We start from the raw sequence: 17,900 nt of genomic DNA on the forward strand, positions 1-17,900 counted from the left end.
GCCCGCGCGCTTCCCGCCCGGCCCGCGCTCGCCGTACCCGTCGCCGGGCTCGCGGGCGCCGTGCTGCCCGGCTGCGAGTGCGCCTCGGTGCCGGTCGCGGGCGCGCTGGTGCGCCGGGGCGTGACCCCGGCCGCCGCCTTCGCGTTCCTGCTGTCCGCGCCCGCGATCAACCCCGTCGTCCTCACCGCGACCGCCGTGGCCTTCCCGAACAACCCCGAGATGGTCGCCGCCCGCTTCGGCGCGAGCCTCCTCGTGGCCTGCGGCATGGGCTGGCTCTGGCAGCGCCTAGGCCGCACCGACTGGCTGCGCACCCGCGCCCACGGCGCCCACGAGGGCGCGACGAAGGGCGAGACGTTCTGGAACTCCGTACGCCACGACACCGTCCACGCGGGCGGCTTCCTGGTGCTCGGCGCGATGGCCGCCGCCACGCTGAAGGCCGTCGTACCGGCGACCTGGCTCCGACTGGCCGCCGACAACCCGGTGTTGTCGGTCCTCGCCCTCGCCGTCCTCGCCGTCCTGCTCTCCATCTGCTCGGAGGCGGACGCGTTCGTCGCGGCCTCGCTGACCCAGTTCTCGATGACGGCCAAGCTCGTGTTCCTGGTGGTGGGCCCGATGATCGACCTCAAGCTCTTCGCCATGCAGGCGGGCACGTTCGGCCGCGGCTTCGCGCTCCGCTTCGCCCCCGCCACCTTCGCGGCGGCCATCGCGGGCGCGGTCCTGACCGGGGCGGTGCTGCTGTGAACCGGCATGCCCAGGCGGCGGTCCTGTTCCTGCTCGGCGGCGCGCTGCTGCACGCGGGCACGACGGATCTGTATCTGCGGTACGTCAAGGCGGGGTTGCAGCCGTTGCTGCTGGCGGCGGGCATGGTGCTGATCGTGACGGCGGGGGCGACGGTCTGGTACGAGTGGCGGCGGGCGAAGTCGGCGGTACGGGAAGGGAGTTCAGCGGAAGAGATCGCACCGGACGGCCACGAGGCCCACACCCACCCCGAACCCGGCGTCTCCTGGCTCCTCGTCCTCCCCCTCCTCGCCCTCATCCTCGTCGCCCCGCCCGCCCTCGGCTCGTACAGCGCCCTGCGCACCGGCACCGCGCTCCAAAAGCCGTTCGGCTACGACCCGTTGCCCGCGGGCAACCCCGTCCCGCTGAGCGTGGTGGACTACGCCTCCCGCGCCGCGTACGGCCACGGGCAGACCCTGCACGGCCGCGCCGTCCGCGTCACCGGCTTCCTCGCGCTGGACGGCTCGGGCAGGCCGTACCTCGTCCGCATGGCCCTCAACTGCTGCGCGGCCGACGCCCAGCCGGTCAAGGTCGCCCTGACCGGACAGCTCCCGCCGGTGCTGCGCCCGGACGCCTGGCTGGAGGTGGAGGGCACGTACAGCCCGAAGCTGACCCGCGATCCGGTGAACGGCGGCCCGATCCCGTATCTGCTGGTCACGTCCACGAAGCCGGTGCCGACCCCGCGCGACCCGTACGACGAGACCTGGAACAAGTGAGTGTGGTGACGCAGGTCACATCAGGCCATGTCACACCCCGGCGCCGCCCTCCGTCGTAACCGTGTATCCATCGGAAACGGCACCAGGGAGTGCGACATGGAAGCACGGCTCAACGTCTTCGCCAACCCGATCTCCGGCAAGATCATCAAGCACCTCGGCGCGGCCGGGCTCGCGCTCTCCGAGTCCTCGCTGCCCGCCTCGACGCAGGAACTGGTGAAGATCCGCGCCAGCCAGATCAACGGCTGCGCCTTCTGCCTCGACATGCACACCAAGGACGCCGTGCACGCGGGGGAGACCCACCAGCGGCTGCATCTGGTCGCCGGGTGGCGCGAGGCCACCGTCTTCACCGACGCCGAGCGCGCCGCCCTGGAGCTGGCCGAGCAGGGCACCCGTATCGCGGACGGGGCCGGCGGTGTCCCGGACGAGGTGTGGGCGAACGCGGCCAAGCACTACGACGAGGAGCAGCTGCTCGCGCTGGTCACGCTCATCGCCCTCATCAACGCGTACAACCGGATGAACGTCGCGCTCCAGTTGCCCGCGGGGGACTACCAGGTGGGCCAGTACGCCTGAGCGGAACCTGTGAGACGGCGTGTGCGCACGGTCGCGCGCACGCCGCTCGCATAAGGTCGGCCACACCCGACATCCGGAGTGAAAATGGTAAAAACGGATGAACTGGTGGGTGTGGTCGACGGGACGGCGACGGCTGTTGCCGACCCGCCGGTGCCCACCGCTGTCCTACGGCCCGGGCCCCGCCGCCGACCCGCCGCCGTGGCCCTCGTCGTGGCGGCCGCCGTCGGCATCGCGGTGCTGCTGCTCGCCGGCACCGGATGGCTCGACCGGCCCGCCGTCCAGGCGTGGCGCACCGTCTGCCTCGCCATCGCCGTCCAGGCGCTGCCCTTCCTGCTCCTCGGCACCGTCCTGTCCGGCGCCATCAACGCCTTCGTCCCCGCCGACCTGTTCACCCGGATCCTGCCGAAGCGGGCCGCCCTCGCGGTACCGGTCGCGGGGGTCGCGGGCGCGGTGCTGCCGGGGTGCGAATGCGCCTCGGTCCCGGTGGCGAACAGCCTGATCAGACGGGGTGTCACCCCGGCCGCCGCCTTCGCCTTCCTGCTCTCCGCGCCCGCGATCAACCCGGTCGTCCTCACCGCCACCGCCGTCGCCTTCCCGGGCAACCCCGCGATGGTCGCCGCCCGGCTGCTCGCCTCGCTGGCCACCGCCGCCGTGATGGGCTGGCTGTGGCTCTGCTTCGGCAAGGAGAAGTGGCTGCGGCCCGCCGTACGGCACACCGGACACCGGCACGGACACAGCCGCTGGACGGAGTTCCGGCACGGCTTCCAGTACGACTTCCTGCACGCGGGTGGCTTCCTCGTCCTCGGCGCGATGGCCGCCGCCACCTTCAACGTCACCGTCCCGCGCTCGGTCCTCGACACCTTCTCCGGCTCGCCCTGGCTGGCCGTGCCCTTCCTCGCCGGGCTCGCCGTACTGCTCGCGGTGTGCTCGGAGGCGGACGCGTTCGTGGCGGCCTCGCTGACGGGCTTCTCACCCACAGCCCGGCTCACTTTCATGGTGGTCGGCCCCATGGTGGACCTGAAACTGATCGCCCTTCAGGCGGGCACGTTCGGCCGCGCGTTCGCGCTCCGCTTCTCGGCGGCGACGACGGTCGTGGCGGTCGCCGCGAGCGTCCTGGTCGGAGGGGGACTGCTGTGAGACGGACCGTACAGAGCACGCTGCTTCTGCTGACCGGCGCGGGACTCCTCCACTCGTCGCTCTTCACGACGCTGTATCTGCGGTACGTGAAGGAGGGGCTGCGGCCGCTGCTCGTGGCGTCGGGGGTCGTGCTGATCGTGCTGGGGGTGATGAACCTGGTGCTGGAGGTGCGGGGGAGCGGACGACGGCTGCCGGGCGGCCACGACCACACGGGCCACGGGCACATGGACCCCGGGCACATGGACGACGACCACATGGGTCACGGGCACATGGACGACGACCACATGGGTCACGGGCACATGGACCACGGCCACGACCACTCCCGCGCCCCCAAGGTCGCCTGGCTCCTCGCCCTCCCCGCCCTCAGCCTCCTGATCTACGCCCCACCGGCCCTCGGCGCCTACACGGCGTCCCACGCGAGCACGAAGTCGGCACCGCCGGTCAGACAGACCCGCTTCGACCCGCTCCCCGCCTCCACGGCCCCCGTCCCCATGACCCTGACCGGCTTCACCAACCGCGTCCAACAGGACCCGGCGAAGACGCTCAGCGGCCGCGCGGTCCAGCTGACCGGCTTCGTCACGCCGGGCGGCGCGGACGGCGGCTGGTATCTCACCCGGATCATCTTCACGTGCTGCGCGGCCGACTCCCAGACGGTGAAACTCCGCATGTACGGCCCCGAGGCCCCGCCCGCCAACACCTGGCTCTCGGTCACCGGTACCTGGCATCCGGCGGGCGCCCTCGGCACCAAGTCCGCTGCCGCCGCCCTCGATGTCCACGAGTCCCACCCCGTCGCCCAGCCGATCAACGCCTACACGGACGACCTGCCGCTGACCGTCGGCTCGTGAAGCCGTAAAGCCGTAAAGCCGTAAAGCCGTAGAGCCGTAGAGCCGCAGGAGTCGGGGCCCGCCGGTGACGTGGTCACTCACCGCGGGCCCCGGGTAGGCTGGGTGACCGGCCGTGCCCTCGGGGCGCGGCGCGGCGGTGGGGCTCGCCGTACCCGAACCGCGGCATCGAAGCCGCCGACAGTCCCTGCTTGCGATGGAGTGTGCCCGTGTGCGCGGGCCCCGGGCGAGTAGGGAGACGTACCTTCATGACAGCATCGCGACCCGCCACCACGGGCGAACCCGTGGACCCCGACGTGGATCTGCGCGTACCCCGCGAACGCGCGCGGTCCTGGCGGGCCCAGGCGCCCGTCGTGGCCGTCGTCTCGGTGGGCGGAGCCATCGGCGCGACCGCCCGGTACGCGGCCTCACTGCTGTGGCCCACGGCCGCCGACGGGTTCCCGTGGACCACCTTCGTGATCAACGTGACCGGCTGCGCGGTCATCGGCGTCTTCCTGGTCCTCGTCAGCGAGGTCTGGACGGCCCACCGCCTGCTGCGCCCGTTCTTCGGCACCGGCGTCCTCGGCGGCTACACGACCTTCTCGACGTACGCCGTCGAGATCGAGCGCCTCGTGAACGCGGGCGAGGCCCGCACCGCGCTCGTCTACCTGGCCGCGACCCTGCTCGCGGCCCTCGGCGCGGTGACCCTCGCGGTCACGGCCACGCGCCGCGTCCTCGCCTGGAGGCAGCCATGACGGCGACCCGGCTGACCGGAGACGCCCTGCGGGTGACGATCTTCATCGGCGAGCACGACACGTACCACCACAAGCCGCTGTACAGCGAGATCGTGCACCGCGCGCACGCGGCCGGGCTCGCGGGCGCGAGCGTCTTCCGGGGCATCGAGGGCTTCGGCGCGACCTCCCTGATCCACACCGCCCGGCTGCTGTCCCTCAACGAGGACCTGCCGGTGGCCGTCGTGATCGTGGACACGGAGGACCGGGTGCGGGCGTTCCTGCCCCAGCTGGACGAGCTGGTGGGCTCGGGACTGGTGATTCTGGACGACTGCGAGGTCATCCGCTACGTGGGCAGGGAGAGGCACGCGTGAACTGGCTGCTGGTGATCGTCGGAGGCATGGCGGGCGCCCCGCTGCGCTACCTGACCGACCGCTTCGTGCAGAAACGTCACGACGCCGTGTTCCCCTGGGGCACCTTCACCGTCAACGTCATCGGCTGCTTCATCCTCGGCCTGCTGACGGGCGCGGTGGTGGCCGGGGCCGCGTCCAGCAACGTCCAGCTGCTGCTCGGCACGGGCCTGTGCGGCGCCCTGACGACGTACTCCACCTTCTCCTTCGAGACCCTGCGCCTGGCCGAGGACGGGGCGCGGTTTCTCGCGGCGGCCAACGTGGTCGCGAGCCTGGTGGCCGGGCTGGGGGCCGCGTTCGTGGGGACGGCGGTGGCGGAGGCGATCTGGGTCTGAGGCGGTGGGGGCGGGGGCGGCTCCGGGTGCGCCCCCCCGTCAGGCCGTCAGGCCGTCGGGTTTCGGGTGTGCCCCGTCAGGCCGTCAGCCCGTGTCCAGGCCGTCGACCAGCCGGTTCAGGAATCTGCCGAAGGTCGCCTCGGGGGTGACCGGACGGACCGGTGCGGCCAGTGCCTCGGCGAGTTCCGGGTGGTGGCCGTCGGCGGCCATGGCGGTGAGATAGCGGGCCTCGGCCGCGCTCCAGTCGGGTGAGCCCGTGCTCGCGGACTGGGCCAGCTCATGGCGGACATGCCCGGCCACGAAGGACGTGAGCTGGGCGAACACCTCCAGCCGTGCCGCGCCGTCGAGCCCGCTCGGCCGCAGCGCGGCGAGGGCGCGTTCGAGGAAGTCCAGGGCGCGCGGTCCGGGGGTGTGCCGGGTGACGAGGACGGTGGCCAGCCACGGGTGGCGCAGCATGAGCGCGCGCTGCCGGTGGGCCAGCGTCTTCAGGTCGGCCCGCCAGTCGCCGGTGAGCGGGTCCGTGAGCGGCAGCTCGCCGCAGACGTGGTCGGCCATCAGCGCGAGCAGGGTCTCCTTGTCGGGGGCGTAGGTGTAGAGCGACATCACGCCAGCGCCGACCTCGGCGGCGACCCGCCGCATGGTGACCGCGTCCAGCCCCTCCGCGTCCGCGAGGGCGACCGCCGCCGTCGTGATCGCCGCACGGCTGAACGTGGGCCGCCGTCCCCGGCGCGGCCCGGTGGACGCCGGCGTGGGCCCCAGCCACAGCCGCTCCGGGTCGACGCCCGAGGCGCCCGTTCCCTTGTCGTGCGGCACGTCTCCCGCGCTCCCTGTCTCTTGGTTTCCCTTGGTTTCCCTTGGTTTCCCTTGGTTTTACCCTGCCGACCGGCGTCGGCCCTTGCCAAGGTCATCCAAGCATCCCCTATTCTCGTGCACCGTACGGAAATGAGGAGGGGAACGATGAGGAGGGGACCGATGTCATCATCCACGCCCGACGCCGTGACCGCGGCGCACTTGCCCAAAGGACGCCCGCCGCTGTCCGCGCGCCTGCTGCGGGCGACCTTCCGCGGACTTCCGGACCCGCGCCACCCCGTGGGGTACGAGCCCGCGATCCCGGTGCCCGCCGCCGACGGCAGCCCCCTGCTCACCGACCACTACTTCCCGCGCGCCGAGGGCGACTTCCCCACCCTTCTGGTCCGCTCGCCCTACGGCCGGGGCCTGCCGTGGTCCGCGATGTACGGGCTGCTCTTCGCCGAACAGGGCTTCCATGTCGTCGTCCAGAGCTGCCGGGGCACCGGCGGCTCCGGCGGCACCTTCGACTTCTGGCGCAACGAGCCCGGCGACGCCCAGGCGGCGGTCGCCTGGCTTCGTCAACAGCCCTGGTTCAACGGAGTGTTGGGCACTGTCGGCCCCAGCTACCTCGGCTACACCCAGTGGGCCCTGGCCCTCGACCCGCCGCCGGAGCTGAAGGCGATGGTGCTCCAGGTCGCCCTCCACGACCCGCACGCCGTCTTCCACACCGACGGCGCCCTGCACCTGGACAACTCCCTCAGCTGCGGGGTGGGCTTCACCCATCAACACCGGGGCGTCATACCGTTCGTGAGAGCGACCCTGCGTATGAAGCGCCACCTGGGCGACATCGTCGGCGCCCGCCCGCTGCGCGGCGCGTACCGGCCCGCCCTCGGCGAACTGCCCTGGCTGGACGGCATGATGACCCACCCGGACCCCAACGACCCACACTGGGAAGGCGCTTCACTGGCGGAGGCGGCCGACGGTCTCCGCGTCCCCACGAGCCTGATCTCCGGCTGGCACGACGCGCTCGCCGACCAGACCTTCGAGCAGTACGAGCGCCTGCGCCGCGCCGGATGCGAGACCGCCCTGCTCGTCGGCCCCTGGACCCACTCCTCCGCCCTCCAGCAGGGCTGGCCCGAGGTGTTCGCGGAAAGCCTCGCGTGGCTGCGCGCCCACCTGTGCGAGGACCGCTCCGAGCTGCGCCCGACCGAGGTGCGCGTCCACCTCGGCGGTGCGTGGCGGGACCTGGACGGCTGGCCGGTGAAGACGGAGGCGGCCTCCTGGTACCCGCTCTCCGGCGCCCGGCTCACCCGGCAGTCCCCTGTGGACGACTCCCCCGTGGACGACTCCCCGGTGGCGTCCTTCCGTTACGACCCCGCCGACCCCACCCCGTCCGTCGGCGGCCCCCTGCTCTCGCCCGGCGCCGGACCCCGCGACAACCGGCCCCTGGAGGCCCGCGCCGACGTCCTGACCTTCACCGGCCCGCCGCTCACCGAGCCGCTGGACATCCTGGGCCCGGTCACCGCGCGGCTCAGTGTCTCCACCGACACCGGGTACGCCGACGTCTTCACCCGGCTGTGCGACGTCGACCCCGAGGGCCGCTCCGTCAACGTCTGCGACGGGCTCGGCCGGGCCCGCACCACCGGTGAAACGCCCGCGAAGCTCACCGTGCCGATGAGCACCACCGCCCACCGCTTCCCCGCCGGACACCGCGTCCGCTGGCAGATCAGCGGCGGTGCCCATCCCCGCTACGCCCCCTCCACCGGCACCGGGGACCTCCCGGCCGACGCCACCACCCGCGTCCCGGCGCGCATCACCCTCCACGCGGACTCGGAGCTGACGCTGCCCGGGCTTCAGAGCCCGAGTTCCGACAACCCCGGGTGATCGTCGGGCCGTCGGCCGAGCGTGGCGGCGGACTCGCGGGTGAAGGGCGGAAAGGGCGGGCGGGCGCTGGTCATGGGCACTCCAGGGGGCCGGGGTGGCCGGGGCGTTCCATTCCATCGCGCGGCGGGGAGTGATCGCATCCGATGCCGGTGCGGGCGCCGCCATTACGGTGTCGGCATGAACCAGTCACAACCCATCGGAAACGGCCGGTCCTGGTACCGCCCCATGGTGGCCCGCCCCACCGACGAACGGCACCGCGTCGCCACCGTCCTGGAGCTGTTCTTCGACCTCTGCTTCGTCACCGCGGTCGCCGAGGCCGCCGCGGCGTTCGAACACGAGCTGGCGGGCGGCCACCTGGGACACGGGGTACTCGGCTACGCGCTCGTGTTCTTCGCGATCTGGTGGGCGTGGATGAACTTCACCTGGTTCGCCTCCGCCTACGACACCGACGACGTGCCGTACCGCGTCCTCACCCTGATCCAGATCACCGGCGCCCTCATCATGGCGGCCGGTGCGGCCAAGGCACTGGAGGACTACGACTTCACGGTCGTCACCTACGGCTATGTCGTGATGCGGCTCGCCATGGTCACCCAGTGGCTGCGCGCGGCCCGCTCCGACCCCGGCCGCAGGCGCTCCAGCCTGCGCTACGCGGTCGGTATCCTCGTCGTCCAGATCGGCTGGGTGGCCCGCCTCGCCCTGCCGCACTCCCTGGGCCTGCCCTCCTTCTTCGTCCTCGCCGTCGCGGAACTCGCCGTACCGGCCTGGGCCGAGCGCGCCGTCCGCACCACCTGGCACCCGCACCACATCGCCGAGCGGTACGGCCTGTTCACGCTCATCGTGCTCGGTGAGTCGATCACCGCGGCGACGGCGACCGTACGCACCGCCCTCGACACCACCGTCTCCCTCGGCGACATCGCCCCGCTGGTCGTCGGCGGCATCCTCACCGTCTTCGCGATGTGGTGGCTCTACTTCACCCAGGACGCCGTCGAACGCCTGAACTCTCTGCGCATGGCCCTGCTCTGGGGCTACGGCCACTACGTCGTCTTCGCCTCGGCGGCGGCCGCGGGCGCGGGCCTCGCGGTCGAGATCGCCCACCTGACTGGCCACGCGCAGCTGAGCCGGGCCGCGGTGGCGGCGGCGTACACGGTGCCGGTGGCCCTGTACCTCCTGGTCCTGCGCCTGCTGCACCGCCATGGACGGGCCGGGGCCCTGGACGTGGTGTGGGCCGTCGGCATCCTGGCCGTCCTGGCGGTGACGTTCACCCCGAGCCCGGTGCTGGCGACGGGGTGCGTGATGTCGGTGCTGGTGGGGGCGGTGGTGGTACTGGGGGAGCGGAGGCGGGCGTGACGCTGCCGGTCGGCCGTACGGGTGCTGATCATTTTCCGGCAAAGGGCGATGACGGGCCGTCGGCCCTGTGCCAAGCTGCACGCCATGGGGTGGACCTTCAAAGCTCACGGTGCCCTCGCGTACGCGCTGGGCATCACACTGCTGGCACTGACCGCACTCGCCTTGCTGCCCACGACGACACCGCCGATCCGGCCGACGGGCCCGGGATGGCCGACGATGGCGATCCTCGCCCTGGTGATCCCGACCGTCCTGTCGGCCCTGGTCCGCGCCTACTTCGTCCGAGCTGACCACCGCACGGCCTGGCTCGCCTTCCGCTGCCTCCCCGAGAAGGTCCAACTGGCCCTGGCCGCCGCCTTCCTCGTGGGCATCGCCCTGCTGGCCCTCAACCTGACGACCGGCGCCGGGAACGACAACCCCCACTGGCTCGCGGTCCCGGCACTCCTCTACATCACTTCCGCGTACGCGATCCTGGCCACCGGGGAGATGAAGCGAGCGGACCGCGAGATCGGGGAGGCGTGACGGAACGGCCGGCCTGAGCGAGAGCGCCTCTCACCCCCGGTCGACCGTCTCCAGGAACTCCCGGAGCAGCCCGCTCACCACCGCGGGCTGCTCCACCGTGCTGCTGTGCCCGGCCCCCGGCACCACCTCCAGCCGGGCCCCCCGCACCGCCGCCGCGATCCGCTCCGACTCGACGGCGGGCGTCGCGACGTCATCGGCACCGACCACGACCAGCGTGGGCACGGCGATACGGCCGAGTTCTTCGCCCATGTCGGGCCGCTCGACCACCCCGAGCACCGCCTTGCGTATCCCCGACCGCCGACAGCGCCGCAGCCGCCGTACCCACTCCTCGACAACGGGCGCGCTCGCCGGTGACGCGAGGAACTCCGGCCCGAACATCTCGGCCTTCACCCTCCCCAGCACCGGCCGGACCCCGGTGAGCAGATAGACGTTCGCCAGCAGCCGGTACTCCCGGGCCCGCGCGGACTCCTCGGCACCCGCACTGGTGTCGAGCAGCGTCAGCGACCTCAGCACCTCCCCGTGCCGGGCCGCGATGCGCTGCCCGACGAAGCCGCCCATGGAGAGCCCGACGTAATGCACGGCCCCGAGCCCGAGCCGCCCGATCAGCGCGACGGCATCACCCGTCAGCGTGTCCATGTCGTACCCGCCCGGCGTCGCCGGAGTGTCCCCCTGCCCGCGCCAGTCCACGGTCACGCACCGGTAGTCCCCCCGCAGCGCCTCCACCTGCGCGTGGAACATCCACCCGTTGAAGAGCAGCCCGTGCCCGAAGACGACGGCGGGCGCGTCGGGCTTACCGGGCGGCGCCCCCGTATCGGTGTAGAAGACGGAAACGCCATTGACGTCGACCAGGGGCACGCGTGGCTCCTTCAGTGGGGATGGCAGCCGAGCGTAGAGGCGTGGGGATCGATGCTCAACGGGCCTGCGCGGCAGACCCGTTCGGCTCGCTCGCTAAGACGCCGTTCCACCCCGCCGATACCCGGCCCAGAGCCGGCCGCCGGCTTCCCCCAGCACCTCGTCCACGACGGAGACGAGCAACTCGTCCCGCCCGTCGAGTACTTCTCTCACTCCACGCCGCAACCGATCCCCCAGCCCCGGCGCGGCCACCTCCAGTCGCCGCGCGAGCCACTTCCCGCCCCCGCGCCAGGAACGCCGGACGACCAGCGCCAACTCACCTGTCCGTCTGGCGAGTTCACCGGCGATGAACAGCCGCTCACTCCGGTCCCCGCTCCCCGCGAGGTCGTCGAGCAGATCGGTGATCGCATACCGCAGATCCCCAACCACCTCCCCGTCCACCACGGGCGGCCCCGAGGCGACCAACTCCCGTGCCTTGGCGGCGATACGGGCCCCCACCCCATCGACGTCGAACAGCAACTCCCCCTCGGCACACATGAAGAGCAACGGCGACCGCCCCTTCCTCACCTCCCGCCCGACATACGCCCCCCACGTCCCCTCGGTATGCACGAACATCTCCACCGGCCACCCCGCACCCCGAAAGCTCTCCCGATACGGCGCCGGCGCCCCGTGCAGCACGACGACGACATCGAGGTCCGACATCGCCGTACGCCGCTCCGTGACGACACTGCCCCCGAGGAACGCGGCCCGGGCGTCGGGGTGGCGCTCCAGCACCAGGGCGCGCGCGGTCTCCATCAGATCCATCCGGCAACTGTCCGCGCTCTGCCCCTCACCCGCAGGGGGTTTTCGGCTCCCTGGGCTCCTACCTGGCCGTCAGGCTCGGCGACCGTTCACGGTTCCGCGGGGAGGCGAACCGTCCGCTGGGAAGACCGCCGGCCGACCGCCTACTCGGACTACGCCCGCGCGCAGAAGACGCTCGTCACCCTGCTCCTCAGAACCTCGGCCCACCTGGGCAACGACCCCCACCCGCACCCGCTGCCCCCACCTGACATCCAGCCGCCCGGGAAACCGCTCAGGGGCCCGGCCCGCTCTCGCGGATCAGGCCCCTGGCCTTGGTGCTACGGCTGTCGTGATCTGTGCGGTTCAGGCGTCGAGGCGGCGCCCCGCGAGCCAGGTGACGATCTCGGGGTCGTGGTGGTCGAAGAACAGGGAGTTGCCGGTGTCGAGGGTGGCGATCTGGGCCATCTGCTCGTCGGTGAGCTGGAAGTCGAAGATGTCGATGTTCTCCGCCATGCGCTCGGGCCGCACGGACTTGGGGATGGCGACGACGCCGCGCTGGGTGAGCCAGCGCAGCACCACCTGGGCGACCGACTTGCCGTACTCCTTGCCGATCTCCGCCAGCAGCGGGTTGGTGAACAGGTCGTTCCTGCCCTCGGCGAAGCCGCCCCAGGACTCGATCTGCACCCCGTGCTCGCGCATGAGGTCCTGGTAGTCGGCGCGCTGGAAGAAGGGGTGGGTCTCGATCTGGTTGACCGCCGGGGTGATCTCGTTGTTGACGATCAGGTCGAGCAGCCGGTCGGGGTAGAAGTTGGCCACGCCGATCGCCCTGGCCCGGCCCTCGCGGTTGAGAGCCTCCATGGCGCGCCACTGGCCGTAGACGTCGCCGTAGGGCTGGTGCATCAGGTACAGGTCGAGGTGGTCCAGGCCCAGCTTGTCCAGGGACGCCTCGAAGGCGCGGCGGGTGTTCTCCTCGGCGGGGGCGTCCTGCGCCCACAGCTTGGTGGTGACGAACAGCTCCTCGCGGGCGATGCCGCTGGACTTGATCGCCCGGCCGACGGCTTCCTCGTTGCCGTAGGCGGCGGCGGTGTCCAGCAGGCGGTAGCCGGCGGCCAGCGCGTCGGAGACGGCGCGCTCGGTGTCCTCCGCGGGGATCTGGTAGACGCCGAAGCCGAGGAGCGGCATCTCGACACCGTTGTTCAAGGTCACGTACTGCATGAGCGGAAGTCCTTCGCTGTGCGGTGGAGAGGGGAGGTCAGGGGCGGACGAGTGCCTTGAGGACCTGGCGGTCGGCCATGGCCCGGTAGGCGTCCGGGATCCGGTCGAGGGTGAAGGTCCGGTCGAAGACGCGGCCGGGGGTGATCGTGCCGTCCAGGACATCGGGCAGCAGCTGTTCGATGTAGGCGCGCGCGGGACTGGCGCCGCCGGTCAGGGTGATGTTCCGCATGAACTGGGCCGGGCCGAGCGGCCCCTGCTCGTACTGCGGGACGCCCAGGCGGCTGATGGTGCCTCCGTCCAGGACGGCACCGAGGGCGGTGTCGAGGGCCTGGCGGGTGCCGACGGCCTCGATCACCTTGTCCACGCCGCCCGTCAGTTCGCGGATGCGGGCGACGCCCTCCGCACCGCGCTCCGCGACCACGTCGGTGGCGCCGAACTCGCGGCCCAGAGCGGTGCGTTCCTCGTGACGGCCCGCGAGCACGATCCGCTCGGCGCCCAGCCGCTTGGCGGCGATCACCGCGCACAGGCCGACCGCGCCGTCCCCGACGACCAGCACCGCATCGTCGCGGCGGACGCCTGCGGTGACCGCGCCGTGGTGGCCCGTGGTCATCACGTCCGACAGGGCCAGCAGGGACGGCACCAGCGCGGAGTCGGCGGCCACCGGGAGTTTCACCAGGGTGCCGTCCGCGTACGGGACGCGGACGGCTTCGCCCTGCCCGCCGTCGACGCCGTCGAAGCCGTACCGGCCGCCGTGGCGGCACGAGATCTGCAGGCCCTTGGCGCAGTAGTCGCAGGTGTTGTCGCTGTAGGTGAAGGGCGCGACGACCAGGTCGCCCGCCTTCAGTCCGGTCACGTCGGCGCCGGTCTCCTCGACGACGCCGAGGAACTCGTGGCCCATGGGGCGGCCGGTGTCGGTGGCGGGCATCGACTGGTAGGGCCACAGGTCGCTGCCGCACACGCACGAGGCGACGACACGGACGACGGCGTCGGTCGGCTTGACGATCTTCGGGTCGGGCCGGTCCTCGACGCGGACGTCTCCGGCTCCGTACATCACTGCTGCACGCATGAGAGGGGGTTGCTCCAAACGGGGGGGTGTGTCGTGGCGGGGGAGAGATCAGCGCTCGAGCATCCGGGCCTGTGCCTCGTTGTGGGTGTCTCCGGCGGCGGGCGGCAGGCTGCCGAGCCTGTCCAGCTGCGCGGCGGTCAGCGTGATCGCGTCGGCGGCGGTGTTCTCCTCGACGCGGGCGACCCGCTTGGTGCCGGGGATCGGGGCGATGTCGTCGCCCTGGGCGAGGAGCCAGGCCAGTGCCACCTGGGCGGGAGTGGCGCCCACCTCGGCGGCCACGGCCCCGACCTCGTCGGCGAGCGCGAGGTTGCGCCGGAAGTTCTCGCCGGTGAAGCGGGGGTTGCCGCGCCGGAAATCGTCCTCGTCGAACTGGTCGGTGGAGCGGACGGCGCCCGTCAGCAGACCGCGCCCCAGCGGGGAGAACGGCACCAGGCCGATGTTCAGCTCCCGCAGGACGGGCAGGACCCGGTCCTCGATCCCGCGCGTCCACAGCGAGTACTCGGACTGGACCGCGGTGACCGGCTGGACGGCGTGCGCGCGGCGGATCGTGTCCGGCCCGGCCTCCGAGAGCCCGAAGGCGCGGACCTTGCCCTCGGCGATCAGCCCGGCGACCGCCCCGGCCGTCTCCTCGATCGGCGTGTCCGGGTCCACCCGGTGCTGGTAGTACAGATCGATGTGATCGGTGCCCAGCCGCCTCAGGGAGCCCTCGACGGCGGTGCGGACGTTGGCGGGGCGGGAGTCCAGGGTCCGGGCGCCGCCGCCGTGGGAGACCAGGCCGAACTTCGTGGCCAGCACCACCTGGTCCCGGCGCCCCTTCAGCGCCCGGCCGAGCAACTCCTCGTTGGTGTAGGGGCCGTAGATCTCGGCGGTGTCGACGAGCGTGACGCCCAGCTCCAGCGCCCGGTGCACGGTCCTGACCGACTCCGCGTCGTCGGTGCCGGAACCGGTGTAGCCGTGGGACATCCCCATCGCACCGAGCCCGATCCGGGAAACCTCCAGGTCACGCAGCTTGATATGCCGCATCTCGCCCTCTCCGGTCCGTGTCGTTGCCCGCCCCCTCACTCTCGCCCGGCCCGGCAGGTCGTGCCTGCCGCGGAGCGAGCGGCCGGGGTACCGGCGTCTTCCTCGTCCACCTTCGCCCGCATCACGCGCGGGTGGCAGGGCGGGCTCTTCAGGGGTAACGACAGGGCCCCCCTCCCACCCCCGCAGCGGATGGCCGGCGGGCGAGACTGGAGTCATGGCATCGATGAGCGCGAACAGCGAGGGAGCCGAGCTGGGCCGCTACCTGCGCGCCCGCCGCACCCAGACCAGTCCCGAACACGTCGGCCTCACCGTCGGTGCGGGCATCCGCCGCACCCCCGGCCTGCGCCGCGAGGAGCTGGCCACCCTCGCCGGCATCAGCATCGACTACTACGTGCGCCTGGAACGCGGCAAGGAGACGCGCCCCAGCCCCGCCGTCCTCGACGCGCTCGCCCGCGCCCTGCACATGGACGACCAGGAACACCAGCACCTGCGCGAACTCGCCGCCCGCGCGGCCCGCTACGCCCCCGAGCCGCCGCCCGCCCCCAGCCGTACCGTACGGCCCCACCTCAGACTGCTGCTGGAGTCACTGCGCCCCAACCCGGCCTACGTCATCAGCCGCAGCATGGACCTGCTCGCCTGGAACCCCGGCGGCCTCGCCCTCTACGCGGGCCTGGACGACTGGCCGGCCAAGCACCGAAACCTCGCCCGCTACCTCTTCCTGCACCCCGCGGCCCGCGACCTCTTCACCGACTGGGACCGGCAGATCACCGCCTGCGTCGCCCGCCTGCGCGCCATCGCCGGAACCGCCCCCGACGCCCCCGACCTCACCAACCTCGTCGGCGAACTCCTCCTCAAGAGCCCCGACTTCGCAGGGCTCTGGGAACGCTACGAAGTCACCGGACGCAAGCCCGCCCACAAGACCTTCCAACACCCCCAGGTCGGCACGCTCACCCTCACATCCCAGTCCCTGCACGTCGAGGGCACCCCGGGCCAGCGCATCGGCGTCTACACCGCCGAACCCGGCAGCCCCGACCACGACGCCCTGCTCCTGCTCGACCTGACCGCACCCGCCATGCCCGGCTCGGGCTCCTCGGGAAGAAGCACCGCACGCCTGCCAAGCTGACTTCGTGTTCAGCGGGCCGGCGCCCGTGGCACGAGGAGTAGCGTGGAGAAAGGCGAGGCGAGTCCTGTGGTCGCCCCGATTCCCGAAGACGGGTGATCCTCATGACCGGCCCCGATGCACGGCCTGTTCCGCGGCATCTGCCCAGCGGTGTTCACGAGGCCGTGCGGCCGGGGTGTGCGTTGCTCCGGCTGGAGACCACGGAGTCGCGCGAAGGTGTCCTCGACGGTGCGTGGTGGCCGCGCTCACGCGACATCGCCGCCGAGCTGCCCGCGCTGCTGAGCGCCCTCGCCGGCCACCTCGGCCCCCTCACGCGCGTCGGGCTGGACACCACGGCCTGGGAAGGGCTTCCGACGCGGATCGTCGTCGACGGCCGGGTGGTGCGCATCGACTCCTTTCCGCTGGGCGACGACACCGTGCTGATCACCCGAGGCGACCAGGACATCTTCTCGCTGCTGGTGGTTCCGCCGGACACAGCACCCGAGGCCGCCCGCGCCGCGATGGCCCAGGCCGTCCGGGCCGACAACGTCACCCAGGCGCGTCAGATCCTCATCGACACCGGAAGCGCGCGGATTCCGCCGCAGTGAGGTCAGCCGCGCCACTCCAGCAGGAGCAGCGTCGCGTCATCCGTGGTGTGTCCGCCCCGCGCCCGCATGAGCGTGTGGGACAGGGAGCGCGCCATCGCCCGGATTCCGCGGCCGGTTCTCTCCAACTGGTTCACCCAGTCGATCAGCTGGTCCTCACCGAACTCCTGCTCCCCGGTCTGGTGCTCCTCGATCAGTCCGTCGGTGAAGCAGAGGAGGCGGTCCCCCGGCTCCAGCGTCATCTCGCTCGTCTGCGGCTCCGGACCGCCGAGGCCGACCGGGAGGGTCGTCGGACCGGTCAGCCGGAGTGTGACGCGGTGATCACGGACGAGCATCGGTGTCGGGTGCCCGGCGTTGACCCACTGAAGATGCCCCGTCGCGGTGTCCAGCTGCAGCATCTGCGCGGTGACGAAGTGTTCGGGGCCGAACTGGTTCGCCACGGCGCGGTCCATGAAGGCGTAGATCTCCGCCAGTCCCGTGCCGGCGCGGCGGGCGTGGCGGTAGGCGCCGATGGCCACGGTCGCCATCGTGGCCGCGTCCAGGCCGTGTCCCATCGCGTCGATCATGGCCACGTGGAGGACGTCTTCGTTGAGGGCGTAGTCGAAGCTGTCACCCGCCACGTCGTAGGCGGGTTCCAGAATCCCGGCCACGGCGACCCGAGGCATGATCATCGCCAGCGGTGGCAGCAGGGCCCACTGGATCTCGGCGGCGACGCTCATCGGTTCACCGCGTCGGACACCGAAGAAAAGGTCGGAGTAGCTGTGCTTGGTCACCAGGAGGTCGGCCACCAGGGCGGCGACCCTGCGCAGTATGCGGCGGTCGTGTTCATCGACGCTGTCCAACGTCAGCGCCATGACCCCGACCTGGTCGCCGCCGTCCAGCAGCGGCAGGAGGATGCGCACGCCGTCGTCCTCGGGCAGCTCGACGGGCTGAGCGTCGAGAAAGCAGCGGCCCGCCTCGGAGTCGTCGATCACCTGCGGTTCCCCGTCCGCGAGGCCGTCGCCAGGCAGGGGGACGAGCAGCAGCTGGCCGTAGTCCTGCAGCAGAATCTGCGGCCCGCGGCCCCCGAGCCGCTCCACCACGTCAGCGACCAACGGCCCGATGAGATGGGGCGGCAGTTCATGCGCGCGGTCGAGGACCTCACCCAGCAGAGCTTCCCCGAAGCTCTCGGAGCGGTCCGCGCGCTGTCCGGCGGTCATCCCGTCACCCGCCATGATCCGAGCC

Annotated in this window: 20 protein-coding genes; 13 read left to right on the forward strand and 7 right to left on the reverse strand. The window is 72.0% G+C overall.

The genetic code is table 11. The features are described from left to right. The 8 genes from GTW40_RS31570 to crcB (GTW40_RS31605) form a co-directional block, all read left to right on the forward strand. Positions 1 to 741 (forward strand): permease (locus GTW40_RS31570; protein WP_161183557.1); only part of this gene is annotated, 741 nt, incomplete at its 5' end. After that, a complete protein-coding gene (locus tag GTW40_RS31575; RefSeq protein WP_161183558.1) occupies positions 738 to 1,493 on the forward strand; it encodes a TIGR03943 family protein in 756 nt (251 codons plus the stop codon). The genes GTW40_RS31570 and GTW40_RS31575, both read left to right, overlap by 4 nt. 96 nt (positions 1,494 to 1,589) lie before the next feature. After that, entirely contained in the window at positions 1,590 to 2,063 is a 474-nt protein-coding gene (locus tag GTW40_RS31580; RefSeq protein ID WP_161183559.1) for a carboxymuconolactone decarboxylase family protein, read from the forward strand. Positions 2,064 to 2,174: 111 nt separating this feature from the next. Next, the gene (locus GTW40_RS31585) at positions 2,175 to 3,200 is read left to right on the forward strand and encodes a permease (protein ID WP_343245834.1); all 1,026 of its coding nucleotides are present in this window, start codon (positions 2,175 to 2,177) and stop codon (positions 3,198 to 3,200) included. After that, complete coding sequence (locus GTW40_RS31590; RefSeq protein WP_161183560.1) at positions 3,197 to 4,045, forward strand: TIGR03943 family protein; 849 nt, start codon at positions 3,197 to 3,199, stop codon at positions 4,043 to 4,045. The genes GTW40_RS31585 and GTW40_RS31590 overlap by 4 nt, the downstream gene beginning before the upstream one ends. Before the next feature lie 245 nt (positions 4,046 to 4,290). Further along, complete coding sequence (gene crcB, locus GTW40_RS31595; protein WP_161183561.1) at positions 4,291 to 4,776, forward strand: fluoride efflux transporter CrcB; 486 nt, start codon at positions 4,291 to 4,293, stop codon at positions 4,774 to 4,776. Further along, a complete protein-coding gene (locus GTW40_RS31600; RefSeq protein WP_161183562.1) occupies positions 4,773 to 5,126 on the forward strand; it encodes a DUF190 domain-containing protein in 354 nt (117 codons plus the stop codon). Before crcB (GTW40_RS31595) ends, GTW40_RS31600 begins: the two co-directional genes overlap by 4 nt. Beyond that, the gene (gene crcB, locus GTW40_RS31605; RefSeq protein ID WP_018547917.1) at positions 5,123 to 5,497 is read left to right on the forward strand and encodes a fluoride efflux transporter CrcB; all 375 of its coding nucleotides are present in this window, start codon (positions 5,123 to 5,125) and stop codon (positions 5,495 to 5,497) included. Before GTW40_RS31600 ends, crcB (GTW40_RS31605) begins: the two co-directional genes overlap by 4 nt. An 84-nt stretch (positions 5,498 to 5,581) precedes the next feature. Here the strand turns inward: crcB (GTW40_RS31605) and GTW40_RS31610 are convergent, their stop codons facing one another. Next, positions 5,582 to 6,310, reverse strand: coding sequence for a TetR/AcrR family transcriptional regulator (locus GTW40_RS31610; protein WP_161183563.1), 729 nt, complete (start codon positions 6,308 to 6,310; stop codon positions 5,582 to 5,584). A gap of 159 nt (positions 6,311 to 6,469) precedes the next feature. Between GTW40_RS31610 and GTW40_RS31615 the strand changes: the two genes are divergently transcribed. The 3 genes from GTW40_RS31615 (at position 6,470) to GTW40_RS31625 (ending at position 10,036) form a co-directional block, all read left to right on the forward strand. Beyond that, complete coding sequence (locus GTW40_RS31615; RefSeq protein WP_161183564.1) at positions 6,470 to 8,170, forward strand: CocE/NonD family hydrolase; 1,701 nt, start codon at positions 6,470 to 6,472, stop codon at positions 8,168 to 8,170. Between the two features lie 177 nt (positions 8,171 to 8,347). Then, a complete protein-coding gene (locus GTW40_RS31620) occupies positions 8,348 to 9,517 on the forward strand; it encodes a low temperature requirement protein A (RefSeq protein ID WP_161183565.1) in 1,170 nt (389 codons plus the stop codon). 84 nt (positions 9,518 to 9,601) lie between these two features. After that, complete coding sequence (locus tag GTW40_RS31625) at positions 9,602 to 10,036, forward strand: hypothetical protein (RefSeq protein WP_161183566.1); 435 nt, start codon at positions 9,602 to 9,604, stop codon at positions 10,034 to 10,036. 30 nt (positions 10,037 to 10,066) lie between these two features. Here the strand turns inward: GTW40_RS31625 and GTW40_RS31630 are convergent, their stop codons facing one another. From GTW40_RS31630 to GTW40_RS31650, 5 genes are all read right to left on the reverse strand, one after another. Next, a complete protein-coding gene (locus tag GTW40_RS31630; RefSeq protein ID WP_161183567.1) occupies positions 10,067 to 10,891 on the reverse strand; it encodes an alpha/beta hydrolase in 825 nt (274 codons plus the stop codon). 93 nt (positions 10,892 to 10,984) lie between these two features. Beyond that, a complete protein-coding gene (locus GTW40_RS31635) occupies positions 10,985 to 11,692 on the reverse strand; it encodes a nucleotidyltransferase domain-containing protein (RefSeq protein WP_161183568.1) in 708 nt (235 codons plus the stop codon). Positions 11,693 to 12,031: 339 nt separating this feature from the next. Further along, positions 12,032 to 12,883, reverse strand: a complete 852-nt coding sequence (locus GTW40_RS31640; RefSeq protein WP_161183569.1) for an aldo/keto reductase — start codon at positions 12,881 to 12,883, stop codon at positions 12,032 to 12,034. A gap of 37 nt (positions 12,884 to 12,920) precedes the next feature. Then, positions 12,921 to 13,949 (reverse strand): alcohol dehydrogenase catalytic domain-containing protein, encoded by a 1,029-nt coding sequence (locus GTW40_RS31645; protein ID WP_202486681.1) that lies wholly within the window; start codon positions 13,947 to 13,949, stop codon positions 12,921 to 12,923. Between the two features lie 48 nt (positions 13,950 to 13,997). Further along, on the reverse strand, positions 13,998 to 14,972 hold the full coding sequence (locus GTW40_RS31650; protein ID WP_161183570.1) for an aldo/keto reductase: 975 nt from the start codon (positions 14,970 to 14,972) through the stop codon (positions 13,998 to 14,000). 214 nt (positions 14,973 to 15,186) lie between these two features. Between GTW40_RS31650 and GTW40_RS31655 the strand changes: the two genes are divergently transcribed. Both GTW40_RS31655 and GTW40_RS31660 read left to right on the forward strand, forming a co-directional pair. Further along, positions 15,187 to 16,095: a helix-turn-helix transcriptional regulator gene (locus GTW40_RS31655; RefSeq protein WP_161183571.1), complete on the forward strand. Its 909-nt coding sequence runs from the start codon at positions 15,187 to 15,189 to the stop codon at positions 16,093 to 16,095. 101 nt (positions 16,096 to 16,196) lie between these two features. Then, entirely contained in the window at positions 16,197 to 16,679 is a 483-nt protein-coding gene (locus GTW40_RS31660; RefSeq protein ID WP_202486682.1) for a DUF5994 family protein, read from the forward strand. 2 nt (positions 16,680 to 16,681) lie between these two features. Here the strand turns inward: GTW40_RS31660 and GTW40_RS31665 are convergent, their stop codons facing one another. Further along, positions 16,682 to 17,875 carry a GAF domain-containing SpoIIE family protein phosphatase gene (locus GTW40_RS31665; protein WP_161183602.1) on the reverse strand — a complete coding sequence of 398 codons (1,194 nt, stop codon included), beginning with the start codon at positions 17,873 to 17,875 and terminating at the stop codon, positions 16,682 to 16,684. Positions 17,876 to 17,900: the final 25 nt, after the last annotated feature.

It is taken from the genome of Streptomyces sp. SID4985, from assembly GCF_009863025.1.
In the GTDB taxonomy this organism is placed as follows: Bacteria; Actinomycetota; Actinomycetes; order Streptomycetales; family Streptomycetaceae; genus Streptomyces.